Origin of the sequence: Litorivivens lipolytica (assembly GCF_014191715.1) — a bacterium.
GTDB lineage: Bacteria > Pseudomonadota > Gammaproteobacteria > Pseudomonadales > Spongiibacteraceae > Litorivivens > Litorivivens lipolytica.
This window is the reverse complement of sequence record NZ_JACHWY010000002.1, coordinates 630,027-649,418: the sequence shown is the minus strand read 5'-3', so window position 1 is coordinate 649,418 and position 19,392 is coordinate 630,027. Positions and strand designations below refer to the sequence as shown.

Sequence of the window (19,392 nt, the reverse complement as noted above, 5' to 3'; positions counted from 1 at the left end):
GCAATGACAGACTAAAAATCCACTACCATTTGGGCTCTTTGGGCATACCTAATCCCCGTTCAGCAATAATATTCCGCTGAACCTGGTTAGTACCGCCATAAATCGTATCTGAACGCACAAACAGATACAGGGACTGCAAGCGCGTAAGCTCATAGGGCTCCGCGGCAATCACCTGCCCCATTTCACCTTGTACGTCCACAGCCAACTCGCCCAGCTCTCGATGCCAGGTCGCCCAGTACAGCTTGTAGATCAGTGCCTCTTTTTGCAGGCTGCCATCACCGGCATCGTCGCTGAGCATGCGCATGCTGTTGTAGCGCATGATCTTCAAACGCAGGTAAAGATCAGCTATGCGCTGACGAATCACCGGGTCTTTGGCTGCACCGTTTTCCTTGGCGACCTTAACGACTTCATCCAGTTCATTCTGGAAAGCCATTTGCTGCCCAAGGGTCGAGACGCCGCGCTCGTAGCCGAGCAGGCCCATTGCGACCTTCCAGCCATCACCGGGTTCGCCGACAATATCTTCGGCGTCGCACTCGGCGTCATCGAAGAAGACTTCGTTGAATTCCGAGGTACCGGTAATCTGTTCAATCGGACGCACGGTGATACCGGGCTGATCCATTTTTACCAGAAAGAAGCCGAGGCCTTTATGGGCCTTGGATTCGGGGTCCGTGCGGGCAATCACAAAGCAGTAGTGAGACTCGTGGGCCAGAGAGGTCCAGACTTTCTGACCATTGAGTATCCACTTGCCCTTCGCTTCATCAAAACGCGCTTTGGTTTTGACGTTAGCCAGATCCGACCCAGCACCCGGTTCGGAATAGCCCTGACACCACAGCTCGGTACCCGCAACAATGCCCGGCAGGTACTTTTGCTTCTGGTGCTCACTGCCAAAGGCAATGATGGTTGGGCCGGCAAGGCCCTCGCCAATATGGCCCATACGTCCCGGCGCACCGGCACGGGCGTATTCTTCGAAGAAGATCACTTGCTGCTCGATGGACAGACCACGGCCGCCGTATTCTTTCGGCCACCCCACGCAGGTCCACTTGCCCTCGGCCAGTTTCTGCTCCCACTTTACCCGCTCGTCGGGATAGGTGTGCTCGTCACCGGGGCCGCCACGAAACTTGAGCTTTTCAAATTCACCGGTGAGATTGGCTTTCAGCCAACCGGCAATTTCCTCACGGAATTTTTCGTCTTCCGGACTGAAACTTAATTTCATCGTCTATCTCCTCAGTCCAGTACTTAATCCAAAATCACGCCGGCAAGACGTTCGCGATGGAAAGCTGCATTGCCGAGCATGTGTTCAGAACCCTTGGCACGCTTGAAGTACAAGTGCACGTCGTATTCCCAGGTAAAACCGACGCCGCCGTGCATCTGAATGCTCTCTCCGGCATTTTTGAAGTAGGCATCAGAGCAATAGGCTTTAGCAATGCTCGCAGCTTCCGACAGCTCGTCCGCCAGACCACCGCCCTGCAAGGCCTCATCGGCAACACAGGCGGCGTAGTAAACAGCGGAACGTGCAGCTTCCACGCGCAGCATCATATCGGCCGCCTTGTGCTTAATAGATTGGAAGCTGGCAATGGGACGATTGAACTGAACGCGTTCCTTGGTGTACTCAACCGTGCTATCCAGCAATTGCTGACTGCCGCCCATCTGTTCGGCTGCAAGCGCGATAGAGGCCAGATCCAGCACCTTGTCCAATACCGGCCAGGCCTTGCCGGATTCTCCAAGAAGGCTAGCAGCAGAAAGTTTGAAATTATTGAAAGACAGCGAAGCCATTTTGCGGGTTTGATCCAGCATCGGCTGCGCCTTGCGTTCAAGGCCCGAGGAATCCACCGGTACCGCAAACAGACTGATACCTTCTTCACCGCTGCTGCCCTCACCGCGAGCGGCAACTAAAATCAAGCCAGCGGTCATACCGTCTACGACAAAACTACTGTCGCCATTGAGGACAAAACCGTCGCCGTCTTCGCGCCACGTCGCGGTTATAGCATCAGCCGTGCGACCGCCTCGAGCGCCACAGTAGGCCAGGGTTGCGGTCAGACTGCCTTCACAGATAGCCGCCAGGTATTCCGCTTTCTGTTCATCGCTCGCTGCGAGCAACAAGGTATTTACGCCGAGGCAGACCGTGGAGTAGAAAGGTGCGCACAAGAGGTAGCGCCCCATCTGTTCCATCATGGCAACCAACTCGACATAGCCCAGCCCCATACCTCCGAATTCCTCGGGGATATGGATGGCCTGCCAGTACATCTCGGCACAAATCTGCTGCCAGAGCGCCTCGTCAAAACCGGTGTCGGAAGCCATTGCCTTGCGCACGGCTTCACTGGTCGACACCTCAGCCAGAAAAGATTCCGCAGTATCGCGGATCATCTGCTGTTCTTCGGTAAATACAAAATCCATTCGCAGCCTCGATTAAAGGCGCCCTGCCGGAAAAAGCAGTTTTAGAAGAGCAGTTTCAGCTCTACGTAAGCGCCATCCTGAAAATCATAGTCCCCGCGCACGTCTTCGATCTGAACTTCAATATCCGACAGACCAAACTCCAGCGCGGAGTTTTCAAACAACATCAACTGGGCACCAATCTTCCAGTCGCGGTAGCCATCCATATCGTCAAATGACGTAGAAGACGGGCCATAGAAATAAGAAGCCACCAAACTGAAGACATCGCTGGTCGGAACCTTCAAATCGATACCGAAAGCCAAACCGGGACCTTCTACCCCATCCAGATCAGCATAAAAGCCTTTCACGCCGACGCGACCTTGCAGACGACCACGTTTGCCGTTGGCATAGAATCCGGCGTTGTAGATTTCTACGTCGTCGTCTTCATTGTGGTTTGCCCCGATTTCCACCGACGCTTTTCCATCCGGTGAATTGGCATTGAAAGACAAACCCGCCACATCATCACTGAAGCGGAAGCTGACATCGTTGGCCAAGGCCGCAGGTGCCGTCAGAGTTGCCGTTGCTGCCAGCAGGAAAAGCGCTTTCTTCATGGTGTTACCCCTGTGCAAATCAAAAATTGGCGGGGATCAGGTTCCCCAGACTTTCTGCGCGGGGACTTCTTTTTTCAACAGCTCCTCCATCGCAGAGCCGATTTCTGCGGGCTTCCACTGTGCGCCTTTATCAACGCCCTCAGTGGTTCTCCAGCCATCGGCTATGCAGATTCTACCGCCTTCTGACTCAAATACACGCCCTGTCACGTGGGAGGATTCCTCAGAGCCCAGCCAGGCCAGCAATACCGACACATTTTCCGGGGCAAAGTGGTCAAAGCTGCCATCTTCGGGCGCTGCCATGCGTTGGGCCATTTCCGGTACGCCCATGGTCATGCCTGTACGCGCTGAAGGCGCAACAGCGTTAGCGGTAATGCCGTAGCGGCCCAGTTCTGCGGCCTGATTCAGGGTCAGTGCCGCAATACCGGCTTTTGCCGCGGCATAGTTGCTCTGACCAATTGAGCCCTGCAGGCCGGCACCGGAAGTCGTGTTGATAATGCGACCAGAGACGAGTTTGCCTTCCTTGCTCTGACCACGCCAATAGTGAACGGCATGAGAGCTGATGCAGAAATGCCCTTTCAGGTGAACCGCCATAATGGTGTCCCATTCCTGCTCGGTCATGGAGGCAAACATGCGGTCGCGGTTAACACCGGCGTTGTTCAGTACGATATTCAGGTCACCAAAAGTATCGATAGCCTGTTTTACCGCGTTGAGGCTGTCGTCGTAGTTGGTGATATCCGAGGTGTTGACGATGGCCTTGCCGCCAGCGGCCGCTATCTCGTCGACCACTTTCTGTGCAGCTTCCTGATTGATGTCGTTCACCACCACCGAGCAGCCTTCGCTGGCAAAAACGCGGGCGTGCGCCGCACCGAGGCCACCACCGGCACCGGTGATGATTGCTACTCTGTTATCCAGAATTCCCATGTTATTTCTCCGAATCAAGTTCGCGACCCCTCACCCCAGCCCTCTCCCACTGGGAGAGGGGGCGCGGGGAACCCGCTATATAGGTCCCCTCTCCCTTTGGGAGAGGGACAGGGTGAGGGTTTACAACCTCTCAATAATCGTTACGTTCGCCTGACCACCGCCTTCACACATGGTCTGAAGACCATAGCGTCCACCGCTGCGCTCAAGCTCGTGCAGCAGGGTCGTCATTAGTTTGGTACCAGTCGCACCCAGCGGATGGCCCAGTGCAATCGCTCCACCGTTGACGTTGGTTTTGGCGTGGTCATACCCGGTTTCCTTCAACCAAGCCATCACCACCGAGGCAAAGGCTTCGTTGATTTCAACAACATCAATGTCGTTCAGGGTCATGCCCGCTTTCTTGAGGGCATATTGCGTTGCCGGAATCGGTGCCGTCAGCATCCAGATCGGATCTTCAGCACGCACACTGATATGGTGAATGCGGGCACGCGGGGTCAGGTTGTAGCGCTTCAGCGCGTCTTCGCTGACGACCAGCATGGCACTCGCACCATCACAGGTCTGACTGGACACCGCGGCGGTTACCTTGTCGCAACCAAACAGAAAATCCAGCTCGGCCATTTTTTCCAGCGTGGACTGACGTGGGGTCTCGTCCATGGTTACGCCTTCCAGCGGAATGATCTCGCGATCAAAGCGTCCTTCTTCGATGGCCTTCAATGCGCGGGTGTGAGACTCGAGCGAGTACACTTCCAGATCACGGCGAGAGAAGCCCCACTTATCGGCAATCATCTGCGCGGATTTGAACTGGGTCGGCGGCTCGGCACCATAGCGCTCAACCCAGCCAGTGGAACCCGAGAAAGGATCTTTAAAGCCCATCGGGATCGCCGCGGTCATGGCCGAAGAAATCGGAATCTGGGTCATAGTCTGAACACCACCCGCAACCACGACGTCTTGGGTGCCGGACATGACTGCCTGCGCGGCAAAGTGAACCGACTGCTGAGAAGAACCACATTGACGATCAATGGTTGTTCCCGGCACTTCATCAGACAAACCAGCGGCAAGCCAACAGGTGCGGGCAATATCACCGGCCAACGGTCCGATGGTGTCGACACAACCGAAGATAACGTCGTCATATTCGTTGTCGGGAATCCCGTTGCGCTCAACGATGGCTTTCAATACGTGGGCGCCAAGGTCAGCACCGTGTACATGGGCCAAACCGCCTTTACGACGACCGGTTGGCGTTCTTACTGCGTCTACTATGTAAGCTTCTGGCATGGTTGCCTCCGATTTATTGGGAGGGATTACCCTCACCCCGGCCCTCTCCCGGAGGGAGAGGGGGCGTAACGTTTCACTACGGAGTTCTGTCCAGTTCTCTCTCCCTCTGGGAGAGGGTTAGGGTGAGGGATTGAAGCACCGAATCTGTCTGATCCAGTAGTTCGTTATTCCAAAACCTCACCACGGCATAACCCCGCGATTCCAAAACTCGAGTGCGGCTTTCATCGCTCCCGACTTGTTCACTGTGCTGACCGCCATCCAGCTCGACAATCAACTTCATATCCTCACAGACAAAATCTGCGATGAAATTTCCAATCGGTTGCTGGCGTCGAAACTTATAGCCAAGCAGCCGTCGATTTCTTAACTTCGACCAAAGCAACCGTTCCGCATCGGTCTGATTGTGCCGCAGTAAGCGGGCGCATTTTGTCATCCGTGACATTGTTTTCCCTTTAAAATTTCCCTCACCCTAACCCTCTCCCTGAGGGAGAGGGAACCTCTCGGCAAGCTCAGTGCGCACCCTCTCCCTTTGGGAGAGAGACGGGGTGAGGGTTATTTTTTAGAACGTATTCCCCGCCCCCAGCTTGGCATCATTCGCCAACACATAATCCGCAACACGCTGCTTGTGAAAAGCTGCATCACCCCACGTACTGGCATAGGCCCAGGCGCGCTTCATGTAAATATGCAGATCCACTTCCCAGGTGTAACCCATCGCGCCGTGCACCTGAATGCAATTTTTGGCCGCAAGATTCGCAACTTCACTGGCAGCCAATTTCACATGACTTACCGCCATCGCAATTTTGTCCTGCCCGTGGTCAATCGCATAGGCCGCACGCGCAGCCGGGGCTTTGGCATATTCGAGACGGTAGGCGATGTTAGCCATATGATGTTTAACCGCCTGGAAAGTACCAATCGCCACACCAAACTGTTTGCGCTCGCTGGTGTATTGAACCGAAATATCGACCATGCGCTGGGCGAGGCCCAGGGCTTCAGCTGCGACACCCAAAGCACCACCGTTCAATGCCGCGTCGATCAATGATTGCGCCGCATCACCCTCGGCAATTTTGTCGGCCTTGGCTTCATCAAACTCAACCACAAACAGTTTGCGAGACAGATCCACAGACTCATTCGCACGAAGCGTCGCGTTGCCCGGCTCTACCGCATACAAGGCTCCAGCCTTCTCAAGAATCAACAGGTCAGCAATATGCGCATCTTCGACAAAGATATTCTGCTCGAGACCGACCATTACCACCGCTTCGCCCGAAGCGATTTTCGGCAGCCAGGTCTGTTGCAAGTTGTCATTTGCGCTGTTTACGATCAGCGGCACAGCAACCATGGCGGTATGAACCAGTGGCGCGGGCAGCGCAACATAACCGCATTCCTGAGCCAGCAGCACAAAGTCCAGCATGTGCATGCCGAGACCGCCGAAGTCTTCCGGCACGGTAATACCGGTTAAGCCCAACTCTGCCAGTTGCGACCATAATTCCGGACTGCGACCGCTGTCGGTTTCCCACAGCTCGCGGATTTTTTCTGGCGTGATTTCATTGACCAGAAAATCACGGACGGATTCCTGAAAAAGGAGTTGGTCTTCTGAAAAAGTAAAATCCATATCATTTCTCTCGCTACCTTTCCCTCACCCTGTCCCTCTCCCAACGGGAGAGGCTACGGAGCTGCGCGTTCGTTGCGCCCCCTCTCCTTGGGGAGAGGGTCGGGGTGAGGGGTTACTTGCGGGGCATACCCAACATGCGTTCCGCGATAATATTGCGCTGAATTTCGTTGGTACCGGCATAAATCGGGCCCGACTGGGCGAACATCCAGCCATCGAGCCAGGTACCAACACCAGCGGCATCCGGCGCGTGGGGTTGCAACTCGGCACGAGCGCCCAAGATGCTGAGCGCGGTGGCATGCATCTGCTGATCGAGCTCAGACCAGAAAATCTTGTTGGTCGAGGCTTCTGCACCAATCTTGCCGCCTTTAATCAAACGACACGCGGTTTGATAAGTCGTCAGTGTGTAGGCTTCCGCATCCATATAAGCGCGCAATACCGCTTCGCGATTCGCTGGGTCACGATCCGCCGATTCTCGGTTCGCCTGATACAGCTCAACCAAACGTTTGGCGGTTTCCTGAAAGCGTGCCGGCGAGCGCAGCATCAATCCACGCTCAAAACCAGCCGTGGCCATCGCCACTTTCCAGCCCTCGCCTTCACCGCCCAAACGGTATTCGGCAGGCACTTTCACGTTATCGAAAAAGATTTCCGCAAAGCCGGGCAGACCATCCAACTGCGGGATGGGGCGCACCGTAATGCCTTCAAGATCGAGCGGCACCAGAATAAAAGTCAGCCCGTGGTGGCGCTGTGAATCGGGCTCGGTGCGGAACATGCCAAAGCACCAGTCCGCCCAGACGGCGCGAGTCGACCAGGTTTTCTGGCCGTTGATCACGTAGTGGCTGCCGTCGTCGCTCAGTTCCGCCTTGGAGCGAATAGCAGCCATATCCGAACCGGCATTGGGCTCAGACCACCCCTGACACCAGATATCTTCACCTGTCGCCATACCGGTCAGAAATTTCTTCTTCTGCTCTTCAGTGCCGTACTCCATCAGGGTCGGGCCAAGCAGAAAAATACCGTTTTGGTTAACACGCAGTGGGGCGCGCGCGGCGTAGTATTCTTCTTCAAAGATCAGCCATTGAATCAGGTCGGCACCGCGGCCACCCATTTCTTCTGGCCAGGTAATCATGCCCCAGCGACCTTCGTAGAGTTTCTTTTCCCACTCGCGGTGCTGTTGAAAACCTTCTTCGGTATCAAAAGTCTTCAGCGGCTCGGCGGGAACGTTAGCCGCCAGCCATTCGCGGACTTCCTTGCGAAATGCTTGGTGTTCGGCAGTAAATTCCAATTGCATAGTTCTTTACCTGTGTTTTATGCGTGCATGCACTCAAATCAGAAACTGGCGTCGCGCTTTTCAACAAAGGCGTCACGCGCTTCCTGGGAATCTTTGGAAGCATAGGCCTCCTGGGTAAAACCCTGCTCCCAGCGGTATTTATCTTCGAGATTGCCGTCTTCAATACCCGTCAGCGCTTCTTTGGCGAGCTGAATCATGCGCGGCGATTTTTCGGCGATCTTCTCGGCCATCTCGCGCGCTGTGGCGAGCAGCTGATCGCGCGGAACCACCTTTTCTACTGCACCCAGTCGGTAAGCTTCCTGTGCATCAATGCCTTCGCCGGTAAAGTACATGTAACGGACTTTCTGTACCGGGAACATGCGCTGCAGGTGAGCGCCACCGCCCATCGCACCGCGATCCACTTCCGGAACTGCAAAGGTCGCACACTCGGAGGCAACAATAATGTCAGCCGCACCGCTGATACCGATACCACCACCCAACACGAACCCGTGAACAGCAACGATCACGGGTTTCTCATTGCGATGGATCGCTTTAAAGGTGTCGTAGTTGCCTTTGTTAACCGCTGTGATCTTGCCGGCATCCGCCTGCAGCTCTTTGATATCCACACCGGCACAGAAGCCTTTGCCTTCGGCGGCGATAATGATCACGCGCACCTTGTCATTTTTGCCGAGCGCTTCAATTTCATTGGCAATGGCAAACCAGCCTGCACTATCAAAAGCATTGACGGGCGGTTTGTTGAAAATCATTTCCGCGATACCGCTTTCGGAAATATTCAGGCTAAAAGGCTTGCTCATGTTCCTGTCCTCAATCCTTCTGAAATTTCTGCAGGCCGGCTTCGGCCTCACTGATAATCTGGCTGATCAATTCTTCACAGCTCAACAACTGATCGATGACACCGGCCACCTGACCGGAGGGCAAAACCCCCTCCTCCGGCTGTCCGTCAACCATCGCTTTCTGAATAATCATCGGCGCATTCGCCGACATAATGGCTTGGGCCAGTGTGAGATCGCCGGACTTGGTCATGGCCATGGCAGACTTCAACAGGCCAAACAAACTGGCGCCAGTAAACTTGCGAAAGGCCAAACCGTTGCGCAGGGCAATAATCAGTTTCTTCAGGGCGCTGGCAGACTCCAGCTCCTTCAAAACCTTATTCATGATCATGCGCTGCGGCAGACCATCCATTGCGGTCGAGACCACAATATCGCCCGGATTTTTGCAGTCGATATAGCGCGCTTTAGTGGCCTCGGGTACCGGACTCTCCTTGGTCAGCAAAAAGCGCGTGCCCATGGCAATACCATCTGCACCGTAGCTCATCGCAGCGAGCAGACCTCGACCATCCTTGAAACCACCCGCACCTAACACCGGAACCTTGTCGCCAACGGCATCAACAACCTGTGGCAACAGCAGCGTCGTGGGAACAGAGCCCGTATGACCTCCACCTTCACCGCCTTGAACGGTTACCGCATCGGCACCCAGCTCAACCGCTTTGATGGCATGCTTGGGCAAGCCCACGGTCGGCATGCAGACCACACCGGCGTCCTTAAGCTTTTTAATAAACTCAGGGCCGGGCGAGCGGGAATAGCTGACCGCACGCACACCGTGTTTGATCACGAGTTCGACAATCTCGGCGGCGTTGGGCTGATACATATGAAAGTTCACACCGAAAGGCTTATCAGTGAGTTCCTTCACCCGCAGGATATCGCGCTCCATTTCCTCGGGCGGAATCGTCGCGCCTGCGAGAAAACCAAAACCACCTGCGTTACAGGTACCGGCCACCAGCTGCGGATCAGCCACCCAACCCATCGCGGTCTGAATGATTGGGTATTTGCAGCCGAGCAGGTCGGTGATGCGTGTTTTTAATGGATTAGACATAGTTTGCTCTGTTTTGCTGAAAACCACCCTCACCCTGTCCCTCTCCTAACGGGAGAGGGTACCGACTAGTCAGCCCTGTGCGCCCCCTCTCCCTTGGGGAGAGGGCTGGGGTGAGGGTTTGCCGCATCAGCTCCGGTCGCCCGGAGGGTTATCTTTCAATTGCTTGCTGCGCAGATCCTTCGGATCGATTTCGCGAATGATCGCGAGCTGCTCTTCCGTCGGTGCCGGCGTCGTCGGCACGTTATCCGGAATGCAGATTTCGAAACCGGTGTTTTCAACGACCTGCTCAACGCTAATGCCGGGGTGCAAACTGACCAGACGGATCTGGTTGTTGGGGCCGCCGAAATCCATCACACATAGATCGGTAAATATCATGCGCAGATCAATATCGTCGTTGGTATATCCCTTCGGCATGCGCTCGGGGTTGTAACCGATGGTGCAGACCACATCCACTTCACCTTCTACAAATACACGGGTGGTGTGTGAAGGCACAAAGTAGGAGTTCGCATGCGAAATGGAGTTACCCGGGAAACCACGGGTGCCCAGCATCTGAACTTTCGGCCTTTCGTAGGTGCCGCCCAGAGCAGAAATATTGGTCTGACCAAAGCGGTCAATCTGAGTTGGACCACCGGTAAGGTGACGACGACCGCTCCAAACGTTGTCAAAGATGCGTGAGAAACCCATCCAGGTTTCATTCATCTGTTTATAGTCCTTGCCGCGAGTCAGCGGATTCGGCTCGGACAACAACCAGCATTCGCTGTCGGTCATCATGATATCGGTGTTGCAGGTTTTCATTGCCAAGCTGGCGGCAATGCGCGGCAGCACACCGATGCCGGTGATCAGTACTTCGCCGTCGTTTTCGTAGGCGGCGGCATTGGCGCAGATAATCAGTTCCGCCAGAGTGTAGTCTTTTGCAGGCGTAGCCATTGTCGTCTCCTTAGTAAACCGGTTTCGGCAGTTTCTGAATGGCGTCGAGTCCACCAACTGCTTGCTGGTATTCGTCTTCGCTCTTGCCAGTGATGAACTTATCGGCGTAAGCCGCGAAGCCACCGTCTTTCGCTGACGCGTTGTATTCCTGGAAGTGCGGCACATCAAAGCCGTAGTTCGGCGCACAAGACGTCGGGTGGGCACCACCGGGCACGTGAACGACGCCTGTGGTTTGGCTACGCTCCCAGAACACCATGCGAGCTTCTGCTTCGTCGGCGAAGAATTCTGTGTCGACAATTTCTTCGGTCGTCACGAAGGTTTTCTCCGCAGCGCGGGCAAACCAATCGTCCATATGATGGTCCGGGCTGGTGATCTGACAGACACCGCGGGTATCGGCGCGGTTAGCGTGAATCAGCGCGGCGTCGAGTTTCAGCGCCGGCATCGCCACCCACTCTTTGTCATCGTAAGGGCTGTCGATCACTTTGATATCGGCGTTGTACTTGATAACGTCGGTGCCCAGACCGACTTTGGTCGGGATAAAGGGGCAATCCCAGGCCGCAGCGCGCAGACCGAGCAGCATCATGCCCTCATCAATTTCCATCACTTCGATGTCACCGTTCTGCCGCGCCTGACGGAAGTAAGGCTCCAGCGGAATAAAGTCGAGTGACACAAAAGCAAACACGACCTTTTTCACTTTGCCTGCCGCGCACAGCATGCCCACATCGGCACCGCCGTACGCGACAATGGTCAGATCTTTCAGATCGGACTTCAGGATTTCGCGGATCAACGCCATCGGTTTACGACGCGGGCCCCAGCCGCCAATGCCGATGGTCATACCATCGCGCAATTGGCCGACCACGTCCTGCAGGCTCATTTGCTTGTTCATAAATTCTCCTTCCTCTCTAATATCCATCTGTCATTGCGAGCGCAGCGAAGCAATCTCGATTAGCCTCTGCCACATTTGAACAGATTGCTTCGCTGCGCTCGCAATGACGGTCTATCCGAGTATCTTCGACATCCGATAATCGTGTTTAACAAAGGTCACTCCCAGCGAGCACTCCGTTCTTCGCACACCGGGAATCACACTAACTTTCGTATTCAAAAAATCCGCCAGCTGGCCATTGTTCTGCACCAGCGTGATCGCCAGAATGTCAAAACGCCCCAGCGTTACCGCCACAAAACCAATCTGCGGCGTGTCGGCCAAGGCCTGCGCTACCGCTTTGACTTCGGCGGCACTGTCGACCTCAATCCAGATGTAAGCCAGTGTCGGATTGCGCAGGTGATCGATATTGGTCACCGCGGTAATGCGAATCTGACCTTCATCTTCCATGCGCTTGATGCGGCCACGCACGGTGCCTTCGGTTACACCTAACTCTGCAGCTATCTTGCGATTGCTGGTGCGGGCATCTTCCGCCAGCACCTCAACAATCTTCTGATCCAGTTCATCGAGGCGACGCTTGCTCATGCGTCCTTCCCCTCGGCAGTTCGCGACTTGTCGAACAACACCCAGTTCGGCTGATTTTTCAGCACATCGATCGCCATCGCCGGCAGTAGTCTTCGCACACCGGGTACCGCGGCAAGGCGTTGAGTGATCAATTGCGATACCGCTTCCTGATCTTCCGCCACCATCAGACACTCAATATCGTGGCTACCCACCACCTGACACACGGAAAACACTTCCGGGAAGTTAGCCAAATCTGCCGCTACCTCGGCAGCACTGCGCCCTTCTACCTGCACACCCACGGCCAGCATGAGTGAAAACCCGGCCGCCTCGAAATCGGTGACTGCAACCACTCTGAGCAGGTCCTGCTCTTCAAGCCGGCGCAGCCGACTGCGAACCGTGTTTTCGGTCAGCCCGGTTTTTTCTGCCAGTGTCTTGAAAGGCATTCGCCCATCCTGCCGCAGCAGTGACACCAGCTTGTGGTCGGCTTCATCCATCTGCAGCGAGTGCATGGGGATGCGTTCGGCCACCGCGTCTTTCAATACGCCCTCAGCCAAGGCCCTGTTCTCTGGCCAGCTTTTTCAGTTCGGGCTTAACCACTTTGCCCGAGGCATTCAGCGGTAGTGAGTCGACAAAGGCCACGTGCATTGGCACTTTGTAGCGTGCGAGATTGGCAGCGGCATAGGCCGCCACCGCGTCTTTATCCAAGGAAGCTCCCGGCTTCAGCACCACAAAGGCCATACCCACTTCGCCCTGAGGCGCCTTAGGGACGCCAATTACGGCAACCTGGGCAACACCTTCCAAACCATAGAGCGTTTTCTCAACTTCGGCCGGATAGACGTTTTCGCCGTTCATGATGTACATGTCTTTCAAGCGATCGGTGATGCGCAAATAACCGCGCTCGTCCATCACCCCAATATCGCCCGTTCGCAGCCAGCCCTCTTCGGTAATGGTTTCCTGCGTGGCCTCAGGCATATCAAAATAGCCGAGCATCACGTTATAGCCGCGCACCCAGATTTCTCCTTCGCTGCCGCGAGGCACTTCATCCCCGGTTTCCGGGTTGGCGCATTTCACTTCAACGCCTTCGATCGCACGACCAGAGGTAGTGGCGATGGTTTCCGCATCGTCGTCGGGGCGACAGATACTCACCACACCCGTGGATTCGGTCAGTCCGTAAGCAGTGACGACCGTTTCAAAACCGAGCACGTCGCGCATGTCTTTTACCAGCTTGACGGGCACCGAGGCCGCGCCGGTTACGCCGAGGCGTAAGCTGGAGAGGTCGTAGTTGTCACGGGCGGGATCGGCCAGCAGCATTTCATAGAGCGAGGGCGCACCGGGCAGCATGGTGACCTTGTCGGCCTCGATCTGCTTCATCGCGGCCTCTTTGTCAAAAGCCATCACCGGCAAAATGGTGCTGCCGAAAATAATCGCCGCCAGCCAGCCGGCCTTGTAACCGAAGGTATGAAAGAAGGGATTGATAATCAGATAATTGTCGCTGCTGCGCAGGCCAACCGTATCGCCCCAGGTTTTGAACACCTGAATATTCTGGCGATGGGTGCAGAGCACGCCCTTGGGCTTGCCGGTGGTGCCGGAGGTAAACAGCATATCGGCGACATCGTCGGGCTCAACGCTCGCCAAGCGCGCTTCCAACACCTCGATATCTACACCGTCAGCGCGGTCCAAAAAAGCATCCCAGCTCTCGGCGCGTTCAGCACTGCCACGCAACAGCACACGGTGCTCCAGCGCTGGCAGATCTTCGCTGGCCAACATAGCCAATGGCTCGCCTTTTTCCAGGCGGGTATACGTGAGCAGAATGCGGGCACCACTGCGACGCAAAATATCCGCCGCCTCATTGCCCTGCAGCCGATTGTTCAGCGGCACTAGCACGGCGCCGACGGACTCAAGGCCAATAGCCGCCTCAATCCACTCCGTCATATTGGGCGCCCAGATGGCAACCCGGTCGCCCTTCTCGATGCCAGCCGCTACAAAGGCTGCGGCCGCACGGCAACCCAGCTGGGCCAGCTCGTCATAGCTGACCCGGCGATCCCCTTCCTTGATCGCTGTTTTATCGTTGTATTCGTCGGCCGCCCAGGCTATTAGCGCGGGCAGACTCAACGGGAGTGATGGGCTCTGTGACATGCCTGATTCACGTGCTCTGCCAGAAGAATTGGGCATTAAGTGTAGTCAGGGGAAAAGGCTTTCGCAAGCAATATGCGTAATCCCAAGGGATGATATTTACGCATTTTTATACAATCAGCGTATATTGATCACTATTCTCATACGATTTGGCGCTATAAGCCCCACCTAAAGTGCTCAAAAGGGCAAAGGCGTGCAGTTCCTATCCTGCGCCCGCGCCACCGCAGGGCAATAAAGTTTGCCCTCACTTACACTGAGACCTGCAGCCAGCCCGGCATCGGCGGCTAGGGCTGCCCGCCAGCCCCGGCTGGCAATTGCTTCAATAAAGGGGAAAGTAGCCCGGGACAAGGCCGCCGTTGCCGTCCGCGGCACAGCCCCCGGGATATTGGCAACGCAATAATGCACGATACCTTGCTCTATATAGGTGGGCTGATCGTGGGTGGTGGGGCGACTGCTCTCAAAGCAGCCTCCTTGATCAATCGCCACATCCACAAGCACTGCGCCAGCTCTCATTTTAGTCAGATCGGCGCGCGTGAGTAGCTTGGGGCTGGCATCACCCGGCACCAGCACGGCTCCAATAATTACATCCGCCTCCGGCAAATGCGTTTCCAACTCCCGCCCCGTCGAGGGCTCAACATCAAACACCCCTGCCCAGTCTTGCCGCAGCTGATCTCGCTTCTGCTCTGCACTCTCCAGTACCGTAACCTTTGCCCCCATTCCCGCCAGAATACGCGCCGCGTTTACGCCCACGACGCCACCGCCCAGGACCAGCGCGCTGGCAGGACCAACGCCGGTTGCTCCCGCCAGCAGCACACCCCGTCCGCCAAGCGTTTTCTCCAAACACCGGGCTGCCGCCTGAGCCGCGACGCGGCCGGCAATTTCACTCATGGGGAACAACAGCGGTAATCGACCCTCGCCGTCGCGCACGGTTTCATAGGCTATCGCGGTAACGCCACTGCGTAGCAGGCGATTCACCAACCCGTTATCCGGCGCCAGATGAAGGTAGGTGAAGAGAATCTGCCCCTCATGCAGCAAATCACATTCAGCAGGCTGAGGCTCCTTGACCTTGACAATCAGCTCCGCGCGCGTGAATACCTCGCCAGCCGTGGCCAGCAGTTCTGCACCAGCCGCTTGATAATCTTCGTCACTGAAGCCGCTGCCCACTCCGGCCCCGCATTGCACCAGCACCTGATGCCCGACCTTCCGCAAGCGCTCGACCTGTTCCGGCATCAGCGCAACGCGATGCTCCTGAGCTTTGATTTCCTTAGGCAAACCGACAATCACTCACACCTCCACAAGGCGACGGCACTTAAATACAGTGTAGTCAGAATCGGTCGTACGGGGGTTAAGAGAAGTGCTTCACGCGTTCGCGCAACGCCGGCACCACCTCGCGCTCAAACCAGGGATTGCGCTTTAACCAGAGCTGATTGCGAGGCGAGGGGTGAGGCAGCGGCAGGAAGCGAGGACCATAATCCGCATACTGCCTGACAGTTTCAGTCAAGGTCGGGCGCGGTGCATCCAGATAGTATTTCTGCGCGTATTGACCCACCAATAGCACTAACTCAATCTGCGGCATCAGCGCCAGCAGTTTATCGTGCCAAGCAGGTGCACATTCCGGGCGCGGCGGCAGATCGCCACTTTTCCCCTTGCCGGGGTAGCAAAACCCCATGGGGACAATGGCGGCCAGTGACTCGTCGTAGAACTGCTCGCGGCTCCAGCCCAGCCAGTCGCGCAGCCTGTCACCGGAGGGATCATTCCAGGGAATGCCGGTATTGTGCACCCGGGTTCCGGGCGCCTGCCCCACTATTAGTAGCCGCGCTGTGGTGCTGGCGCGAACAACCGGGTTAGGCCCGAGCGGCAGCTGCGCCTCGCAGAGATTGCAGGCCCGAACCTCTGCCAATAATTTAGCCAGCTTATGGCCGGTATCACGGGCGATAACTTTGCTACCTTTGTCAGCCAAGGAAAATCGGCCCCCAATATGCTTTAATACGCGCCTTTTCAGACTGCGCTATTTCGGAGATTTATCATCCATGGCAACACTGTCCGCACTTGAACAACAGGACGATTTTCTGCGCCGCCATATTGGCCCCGACGACGCGCAGATTGCAAGCATGCTGGAGACTCTGGGGGTAAGCACCCTGGAAGACCTGATCGGCCAGACCGTGCCCGCCAGCATCCGCCGCCAGCCCATGGATCTGCCGGAACCTCAGTCGGAAACGCGGGTTCTGGATTACCTCCGAAGCCTGGCTAAGAAAAATGTGGTAGCGCGCACCCATATCGGCATGGGCTACTACGACACCATCACCCCGCCCGTGATTCTGCGCAACGTGTTGGAAAATCCGGGCTGGTACACCGCCTATACCCCCTATCAGCCGGAAATCGCTCAGGGCCGCCTCGAAGCCCTGCTCAACTTCCAGCAAATGGTGATGGACCTGACCGGCATGGAGCTGGCCAACGCCTCCCTACTGGACGAGGGCACTGCCGCCGCCGAAGCCATGACGCTGTGCAAGCGCTCAGCGCGCAAAAACAAAAGCAACGTATTCTTTGTGGATGAAAACTGTCATCCGCAAACCATCGCAGTACTGGAAACCCGCGCTCGCCCGCTCGGCTTGGAAATTACTGTAGGCCCGCGTGAGGCGCTGGCCGACCAACCCGCCTTTGCAGCTCTGTTGCAATACCCCGGCTCCACCGGCGAAGTGGTCGACCTCACCTCTCTGATTGAAAAGGCCCACAACGCCGACACACTGGTGGTGGTTGCGGCTGATCTGCTGAGTCTGACAATGCTCACCCCGCCCGGCGAGATGGGGGCCGATGTGGTCGTCGGCTGCGCCCAGCGCTTTGGCGTACCCATGGGCTTCGGCGGCCCACACGCCGCTTTCTTTGCCACCAAAGACAGCTTCAAGCGCTCGGTGCCCGGCCGCATTATCGGTGTCTCCGTCGACAAGCGCGGCAACAAGGCGCTGCGCATGGCGATGCAAACCCGCGAGCAGCACATCCGCCGAGAGAAAGCGACCTCCAATATTTGTACCTCGCAGGCTCTGCTGGCCATCATGTCTGTGTTTTACGCCATCTATCACGGTCCGGAAGGTCTGCGCACTATCGCCGCCCGCTGCCACCGTCTGGCGGCCATTGCCGGCAAGGGTTTTGAACAGCTCGGTTTGAAACTGCGCTTTGACAGCTTTTTCGACACCATCGTGCTCGAAACCGGCGACAACACCGATATGATTTTCGAACGCGCTCAGGAACGCGCCATCAACCTGCGCAAGCTCGACGGGGCGCTGGGCATCAGTTTTGATGAAACCACTACCCGCGCAGATGTAGAAGCCCTGTGGGATTTACTGGAAAACGACTTCAAACCGGATCTTGTGGCGATTGATGCTGAGCTGGATGAAGACCCCGCTATCCCCGCTGAGCTGAAGCGTCAGAGTGCCTATCTGACTCACCCGATATTCAATACCCATCACAGCGAAACTGAAATGCTGCGCTACATGAAGCAGCTGGAAAGCCGTGATATCGCATTGAACCACAGCATGATTGCGCTGGGTTCCTGCACCATGAAGCTTAACGCCACCGCCGAAATGATTCCGGTGACCTGGCCCGAATTCGGTCGCATTCACCCCTTTGCACCCAAGTCGCAGGTGCAGGGCTATCTGGCGATGATCGATGAGCTGGAGCAACAACTGATTCAGTGTACCGGCTACGACGCCTTCTCCATGCAGCCTAACGCGGGCTCTCAGGGGGAATACGCGGGCTTGCTAGCCATTCAGAAATACCACGACAGCAATGGCGATCATCAGCGCAATATCTGCCTGATCCCCCAATCCGCTCACGGCACCAACCCGGCCTCGGCAGCGATGGTCGACATGAAGGTTGTGATTGTTGCCTGCGACGACAAGGGCAACGTGGATATCGACGATCTGCGTGAAAAAGCCGAGCGCCACAGCAACGAGCTGGCCGCGCTGATGGTTACCTACCCCTCAACCCACGGCGTGTTTGAAGAAGGTATTCGCGAAATCTGCGACATCATTCATCAACACGGCGGTCAGGTTTACGTGGATGGCGCCAATATGAACGCATTGGTCGGCCTCGCCGCGCCCGGTGAATTCGGCGCCGACGTCTCTCACTTGAACCTGCATAAAACCTTCTGTATTCCCCACGGTGGTGGCGGCCCCGGCATGGGCCCGATTGGTGTGAAATCCCACCTCGCGCCCTTCCTGCCCAACCATCCGGTGCTGGATATCGATGGTTTGAGTGAAGACAACGTTACCGTATCTGCCGCCACGTACGGCAGCGCAGGTATTCTGCCAATCTCCTGGACTTACATCGCACTGATGGGTGCACGTGGTCTGACCCGTGCAACCGAAGTGGCAATTCTCAATGCCAACTACATTGCCAACCGCCTCAGCGGCCACTACCCGGTGCTGTATACCGGCCGCAATGACCGCGTTGCCCACGAGTGCATTATCGACCTGCGACCGCTGAAGGAAAGCAGCGGTATTACCGAAGAAGATATCGCCAAACGACTAATGGACTACGGCTTCCACGCCCCGACCATGTCCTTCCCGGTTGCCGGCACACTGATGATTGAGCCTACGGAAAGTGAAGCCCAGGAAGAGCTGGATCGCTTCTGCGAAGCCATGATCAGCATTCGCGAAGAAGCCGCCAAAGTGGAAAGCGGCGAGTGGTCACTGGAAGACAATCCGCTGGTCAACGCGCCACACACCATGGCCGATATGCTGGATGCAGACTGGAACCGTGCTTACACGCGGGAACAAGCCGGCACGCCCGTACCCGGTTTGAAAACCTACAAGTACTGGCCTGCGGTTAACCGCATCGATAATGTATATGGGGATCGCAACCTCTTCTGCGCGTGCCCACCGATTGAGAGTTATGAGGGCTAACCGCCCTCAATTTTCCCAGAAGCCGCTTGAGCTGTTAAGAAAATTTCCGCAGC

At 56.3% G+C, this 19,392-nt stretch carries 18 protein-coding genes; 1 reads left to right on the top strand and 17 read right to left on the bottom strand.

Features of this window, described 5'->3' with window-relative positions:
• Positions 1-22 precede the first annotated feature (22 nt).
• From FHR99_RS11320 to FHR99_RS11240, 17 genes are all read right to left on the bottom strand, one after another.
• Positions 23-1,213: an acyl-CoA dehydrogenase family protein gene (locus FHR99_RS11320; protein WP_183410763.1), complete on the bottom strand. Its 1,191-nt coding sequence runs from the start codon at positions 1,211-1,213 to the stop codon at positions 23-25.
• Positions 1,214-1,236: 23 nt separating this feature from the next.
• Positions 1,237-2,394: an acyl-CoA dehydrogenase family protein gene (locus tag FHR99_RS11315; protein WP_183410761.1), complete on the bottom strand. Its 1,158-nt coding sequence runs from the start codon at positions 2,392-2,394 to the stop codon at positions 1,237-1,239.
• Positions 2,395-2,435: 41 nt separating this feature from the next.
• Positions 2,436-2,981 carry a YfaZ family outer membrane protein gene (locus FHR99_RS11310; protein WP_183410759.1) on the bottom strand — a complete coding sequence of 182 codons (546 nt, stop codon included), beginning with the start codon at positions 2,979-2,981 and terminating at the stop codon, positions 2,436-2,438.
• 36 nt (positions 2,982-3,017) lie between these two features.
• On the bottom strand, positions 3,018-3,902 hold the full coding sequence (locus FHR99_RS11305) for an SDR family oxidoreductase (RefSeq protein ID WP_183410757.1): 885 nt from the start codon (positions 3,900-3,902) through the stop codon (positions 3,018-3,020).
• Positions 3,903-4,022: 120 nt separating this feature from the next.
• Positions 4,023-5,171, bottom strand: coding sequence for an acetyl-CoA C-acetyltransferase (locus tag FHR99_RS11300; RefSeq protein ID WP_183410756.1), 1,149 nt, complete (start codon positions 5,169-5,171; stop codon positions 4,023-4,025).
• Between the two features lie 76 nt (positions 5,172-5,247).
• Positions 5,248-5,601, bottom strand: coding sequence for an endonuclease domain-containing protein (locus FHR99_RS11295; RefSeq protein ID WP_183410755.1), 354 nt, complete (start codon positions 5,599-5,601; stop codon positions 5,248-5,250).
• A gap of 126 nt (positions 5,602-5,727) precedes the next feature.
• Complete coding sequence (locus FHR99_RS11290) at positions 5,728-6,777, bottom strand: acyl-CoA dehydrogenase family protein (RefSeq protein ID WP_183410754.1); 1,050 nt, start codon at positions 6,775-6,777, stop codon at positions 5,728-5,730.
• A gap of 112 nt (positions 6,778-6,889) precedes the next feature.
• Positions 6,890-8,062, bottom strand: coding sequence for an acyl-CoA dehydrogenase (locus tag FHR99_RS11285; protein WP_183410753.1), 1,173 nt, complete (start codon positions 8,060-8,062; stop codon positions 6,890-6,892).
• 38 nt (positions 8,063-8,100) lie between these two features.
• Complete coding sequence (locus FHR99_RS11280; protein WP_183410752.1) at positions 8,101-8,856, bottom strand: enoyl-CoA hydratase family protein; 756 nt, start codon at positions 8,854-8,856, stop codon at positions 8,101-8,103.
• Positions 8,857-8,866: 10 nt separating this feature from the next.
• Positions 8,867-9,934 carry an NAD(P)H-dependent flavin oxidoreductase gene (locus tag FHR99_RS11275; protein ID WP_183410751.1) on the bottom strand — a complete coding sequence of 356 codons (1,068 nt, stop codon included), beginning with the start codon at positions 9,932-9,934 and terminating at the stop codon, positions 8,867-8,869.
• A 126-nt stretch (positions 9,935-10,060) separates the two neighbouring features.
• Positions 10,061-10,861, bottom strand: coding sequence for a CoA-transferase subunit beta (locus tag FHR99_RS11270; protein ID WP_183410750.1), 801 nt, complete (start codon positions 10,859-10,861; stop codon positions 10,061-10,063).
• Positions 10,862-10,871: 10 nt separating this feature from the next.
• The gene (locus FHR99_RS11265; protein WP_183410749.1) at positions 10,872-11,747 is read right to left on the bottom strand and encodes a CoA transferase subunit A; all 876 of its coding nucleotides are present in this window, start codon (positions 11,745-11,747) and stop codon (positions 10,872-10,874) included.
• A 111-nt stretch (positions 11,748-11,858) separates the two neighbouring features.
• Entirely contained in the window at positions 11,859-12,326 is a 468-nt protein-coding gene (locus tag FHR99_RS11260; RefSeq protein WP_183410748.1) for an Lrp/AsnC family transcriptional regulator, read from the bottom strand.
• Entirely contained in the window at positions 12,323-12,859 is a 537-nt protein-coding gene (locus FHR99_RS11255; protein ID WP_246386757.1) for an Lrp/AsnC family transcriptional regulator, read from the bottom strand. The genes FHR99_RS11260 and FHR99_RS11255 overlap by 4 nt, the downstream gene beginning before the upstream one ends.
• Positions 12,852-14,441: a FadD3 family acyl-CoA ligase gene (locus FHR99_RS11250; protein WP_183410747.1), complete on the bottom strand. Its 1,590-nt coding sequence runs from the start codon at positions 14,439-14,441 to the stop codon at positions 12,852-12,854. Before FHR99_RS11250 ends, FHR99_RS11255 begins: the two co-directional genes overlap by 8 nt.
• 174 nt (positions 14,442-14,615) lie before the next feature.
• On the bottom strand, positions 14,616-15,722 hold the full coding sequence (gene ald, locus FHR99_RS11245) for an alanine dehydrogenase (protein ID WP_183410746.1): 1,107 nt from the start codon (positions 15,720-15,722) through the stop codon (positions 14,616-14,618).
• A gap of 61 nt (positions 15,723-15,783) precedes the next feature.
• Positions 15,784-16,374, bottom strand: coding sequence for a uracil-DNA glycosylase family protein (locus FHR99_RS11240; protein WP_183410965.1), 591 nt, complete (start codon positions 16,372-16,374; stop codon positions 15,784-15,786).
• Between the two features lie 94 nt (positions 16,375-16,468).
• Between FHR99_RS11240 and gcvP the strand changes: the two genes are divergently transcribed.
• Positions 16,469-19,339, top strand: a complete 2,871-nt coding sequence (gene gcvP / locus FHR99_RS11235) for an aminomethyl-transferring glycine dehydrogenase (protein ID WP_183410745.1) — start codon at positions 16,469-16,471, stop codon at positions 19,337-19,339.
• Positions 19,340-19,392 lie beyond the last annotated feature (53 nt).

What these genes read in the sequence shown, in the direction of transcription:
- FHR99_RS11315 (WP_183410761.1), bottom strand. Translation starts at nt 2,394, where the DNA reads ATGGATTTTGTATTTACCGAAGAACAGCAGATGATCCGCGATACTGCG.
- FHR99_RS11275 (WP_183410751.1), bottom strand. Translation starts at nt 9,934, where the DNA reads ATGTCTAATCCATTAAAAACACGCATCACCGACCTGCTCGGCTGCAAA.
- gcvP (WP_183410745.1), top strand. Translation starts at nt 16,469, where the DNA reads ATGGCAACACTGTCCGCACTTGAACAACAGGACGATTTTCTGCGCCGC.
- FHR99_RS11320 (WP_183410763.1), bottom strand. Translation starts at nt 1,213, where the DNA reads ATGAAATTAAGTTTCAGTCCGGAAGACGAAAAATTCCGTGAGGAAATT.
- FHR99_RS11285 (WP_183410753.1), bottom strand. Translation starts at nt 8,062, where the DNA reads ATGCAATTGGAATTTACTGCCGAACACCAAGCATTTCGCAAGGAAGTC.
- FHR99_RS11290 (WP_183410754.1), bottom strand. Translation starts at nt 6,777, where the DNA reads ATGGATTTTACTTTTTCAGAAGACCAACTCCTTTTTCAGGAATCCGTC.
- FHR99_RS11305 (WP_183410757.1), bottom strand. Translation starts at nt 3,902, where the DNA reads ATGGGAATTCTGGATAACAGAGTAGCAATCATCACCGGTGCCGGTGGT.
- FHR99_RS11300 (WP_183410756.1), bottom strand. Translation starts at nt 5,171, where the DNA reads ATGCCAGAAGCTTACATAGTAGACGCAGTAAGAACGCCAACCGGTCGT.
- FHR99_RS11310 (WP_183410759.1), bottom strand. Translation starts at nt 2,981, where the DNA reads ATGAAGAAAGCGCTTTTCCTGCTGGCAGCAACGGCAACTCTGACGGCA.
- FHR99_RS11270 (WP_183410750.1), bottom strand. Translation starts at nt 10,861, where the DNA reads ATGGCTACGCCTGCAAAAGACTACACTCTGGCGGAACTGATTATCTGC.
- FHR99_RS11295 (WP_183410755.1), bottom strand. Translation starts at nt 5,601, where the DNA reads ATGACAAAATGCGCCCGCTTACTGCGGCACAATCAGACCGATGCGGAA.
- FHR99_RS11265 (WP_183410749.1), bottom strand. Translation starts at nt 11,747, where the DNA reads ATGAACAAGCAAATGAGCCTGCAGGACGTGGTCGGCCAATTGCGCGAT.
- FHR99_RS11250 (WP_183410747.1), bottom strand. Translation starts at nt 14,441, where the DNA reads ATGTCACAGAGCCCATCACTCCCGTTGAGTCTGCCCGCGCTAATAGCC.
- FHR99_RS11260 (WP_183410748.1), bottom strand. Translation starts at nt 12,326, where the DNA reads ATGAGCAAGCGTCGCCTCGATGAACTGGATCAGAAGATTGTTGAGGTG.
- FHR99_RS11280 (WP_183410752.1), bottom strand. Translation starts at nt 8,856, where the DNA reads ATGAGCAAGCCTTTTAGCCTGAATATTTCCGAAAGCGGTATCGCGGAA.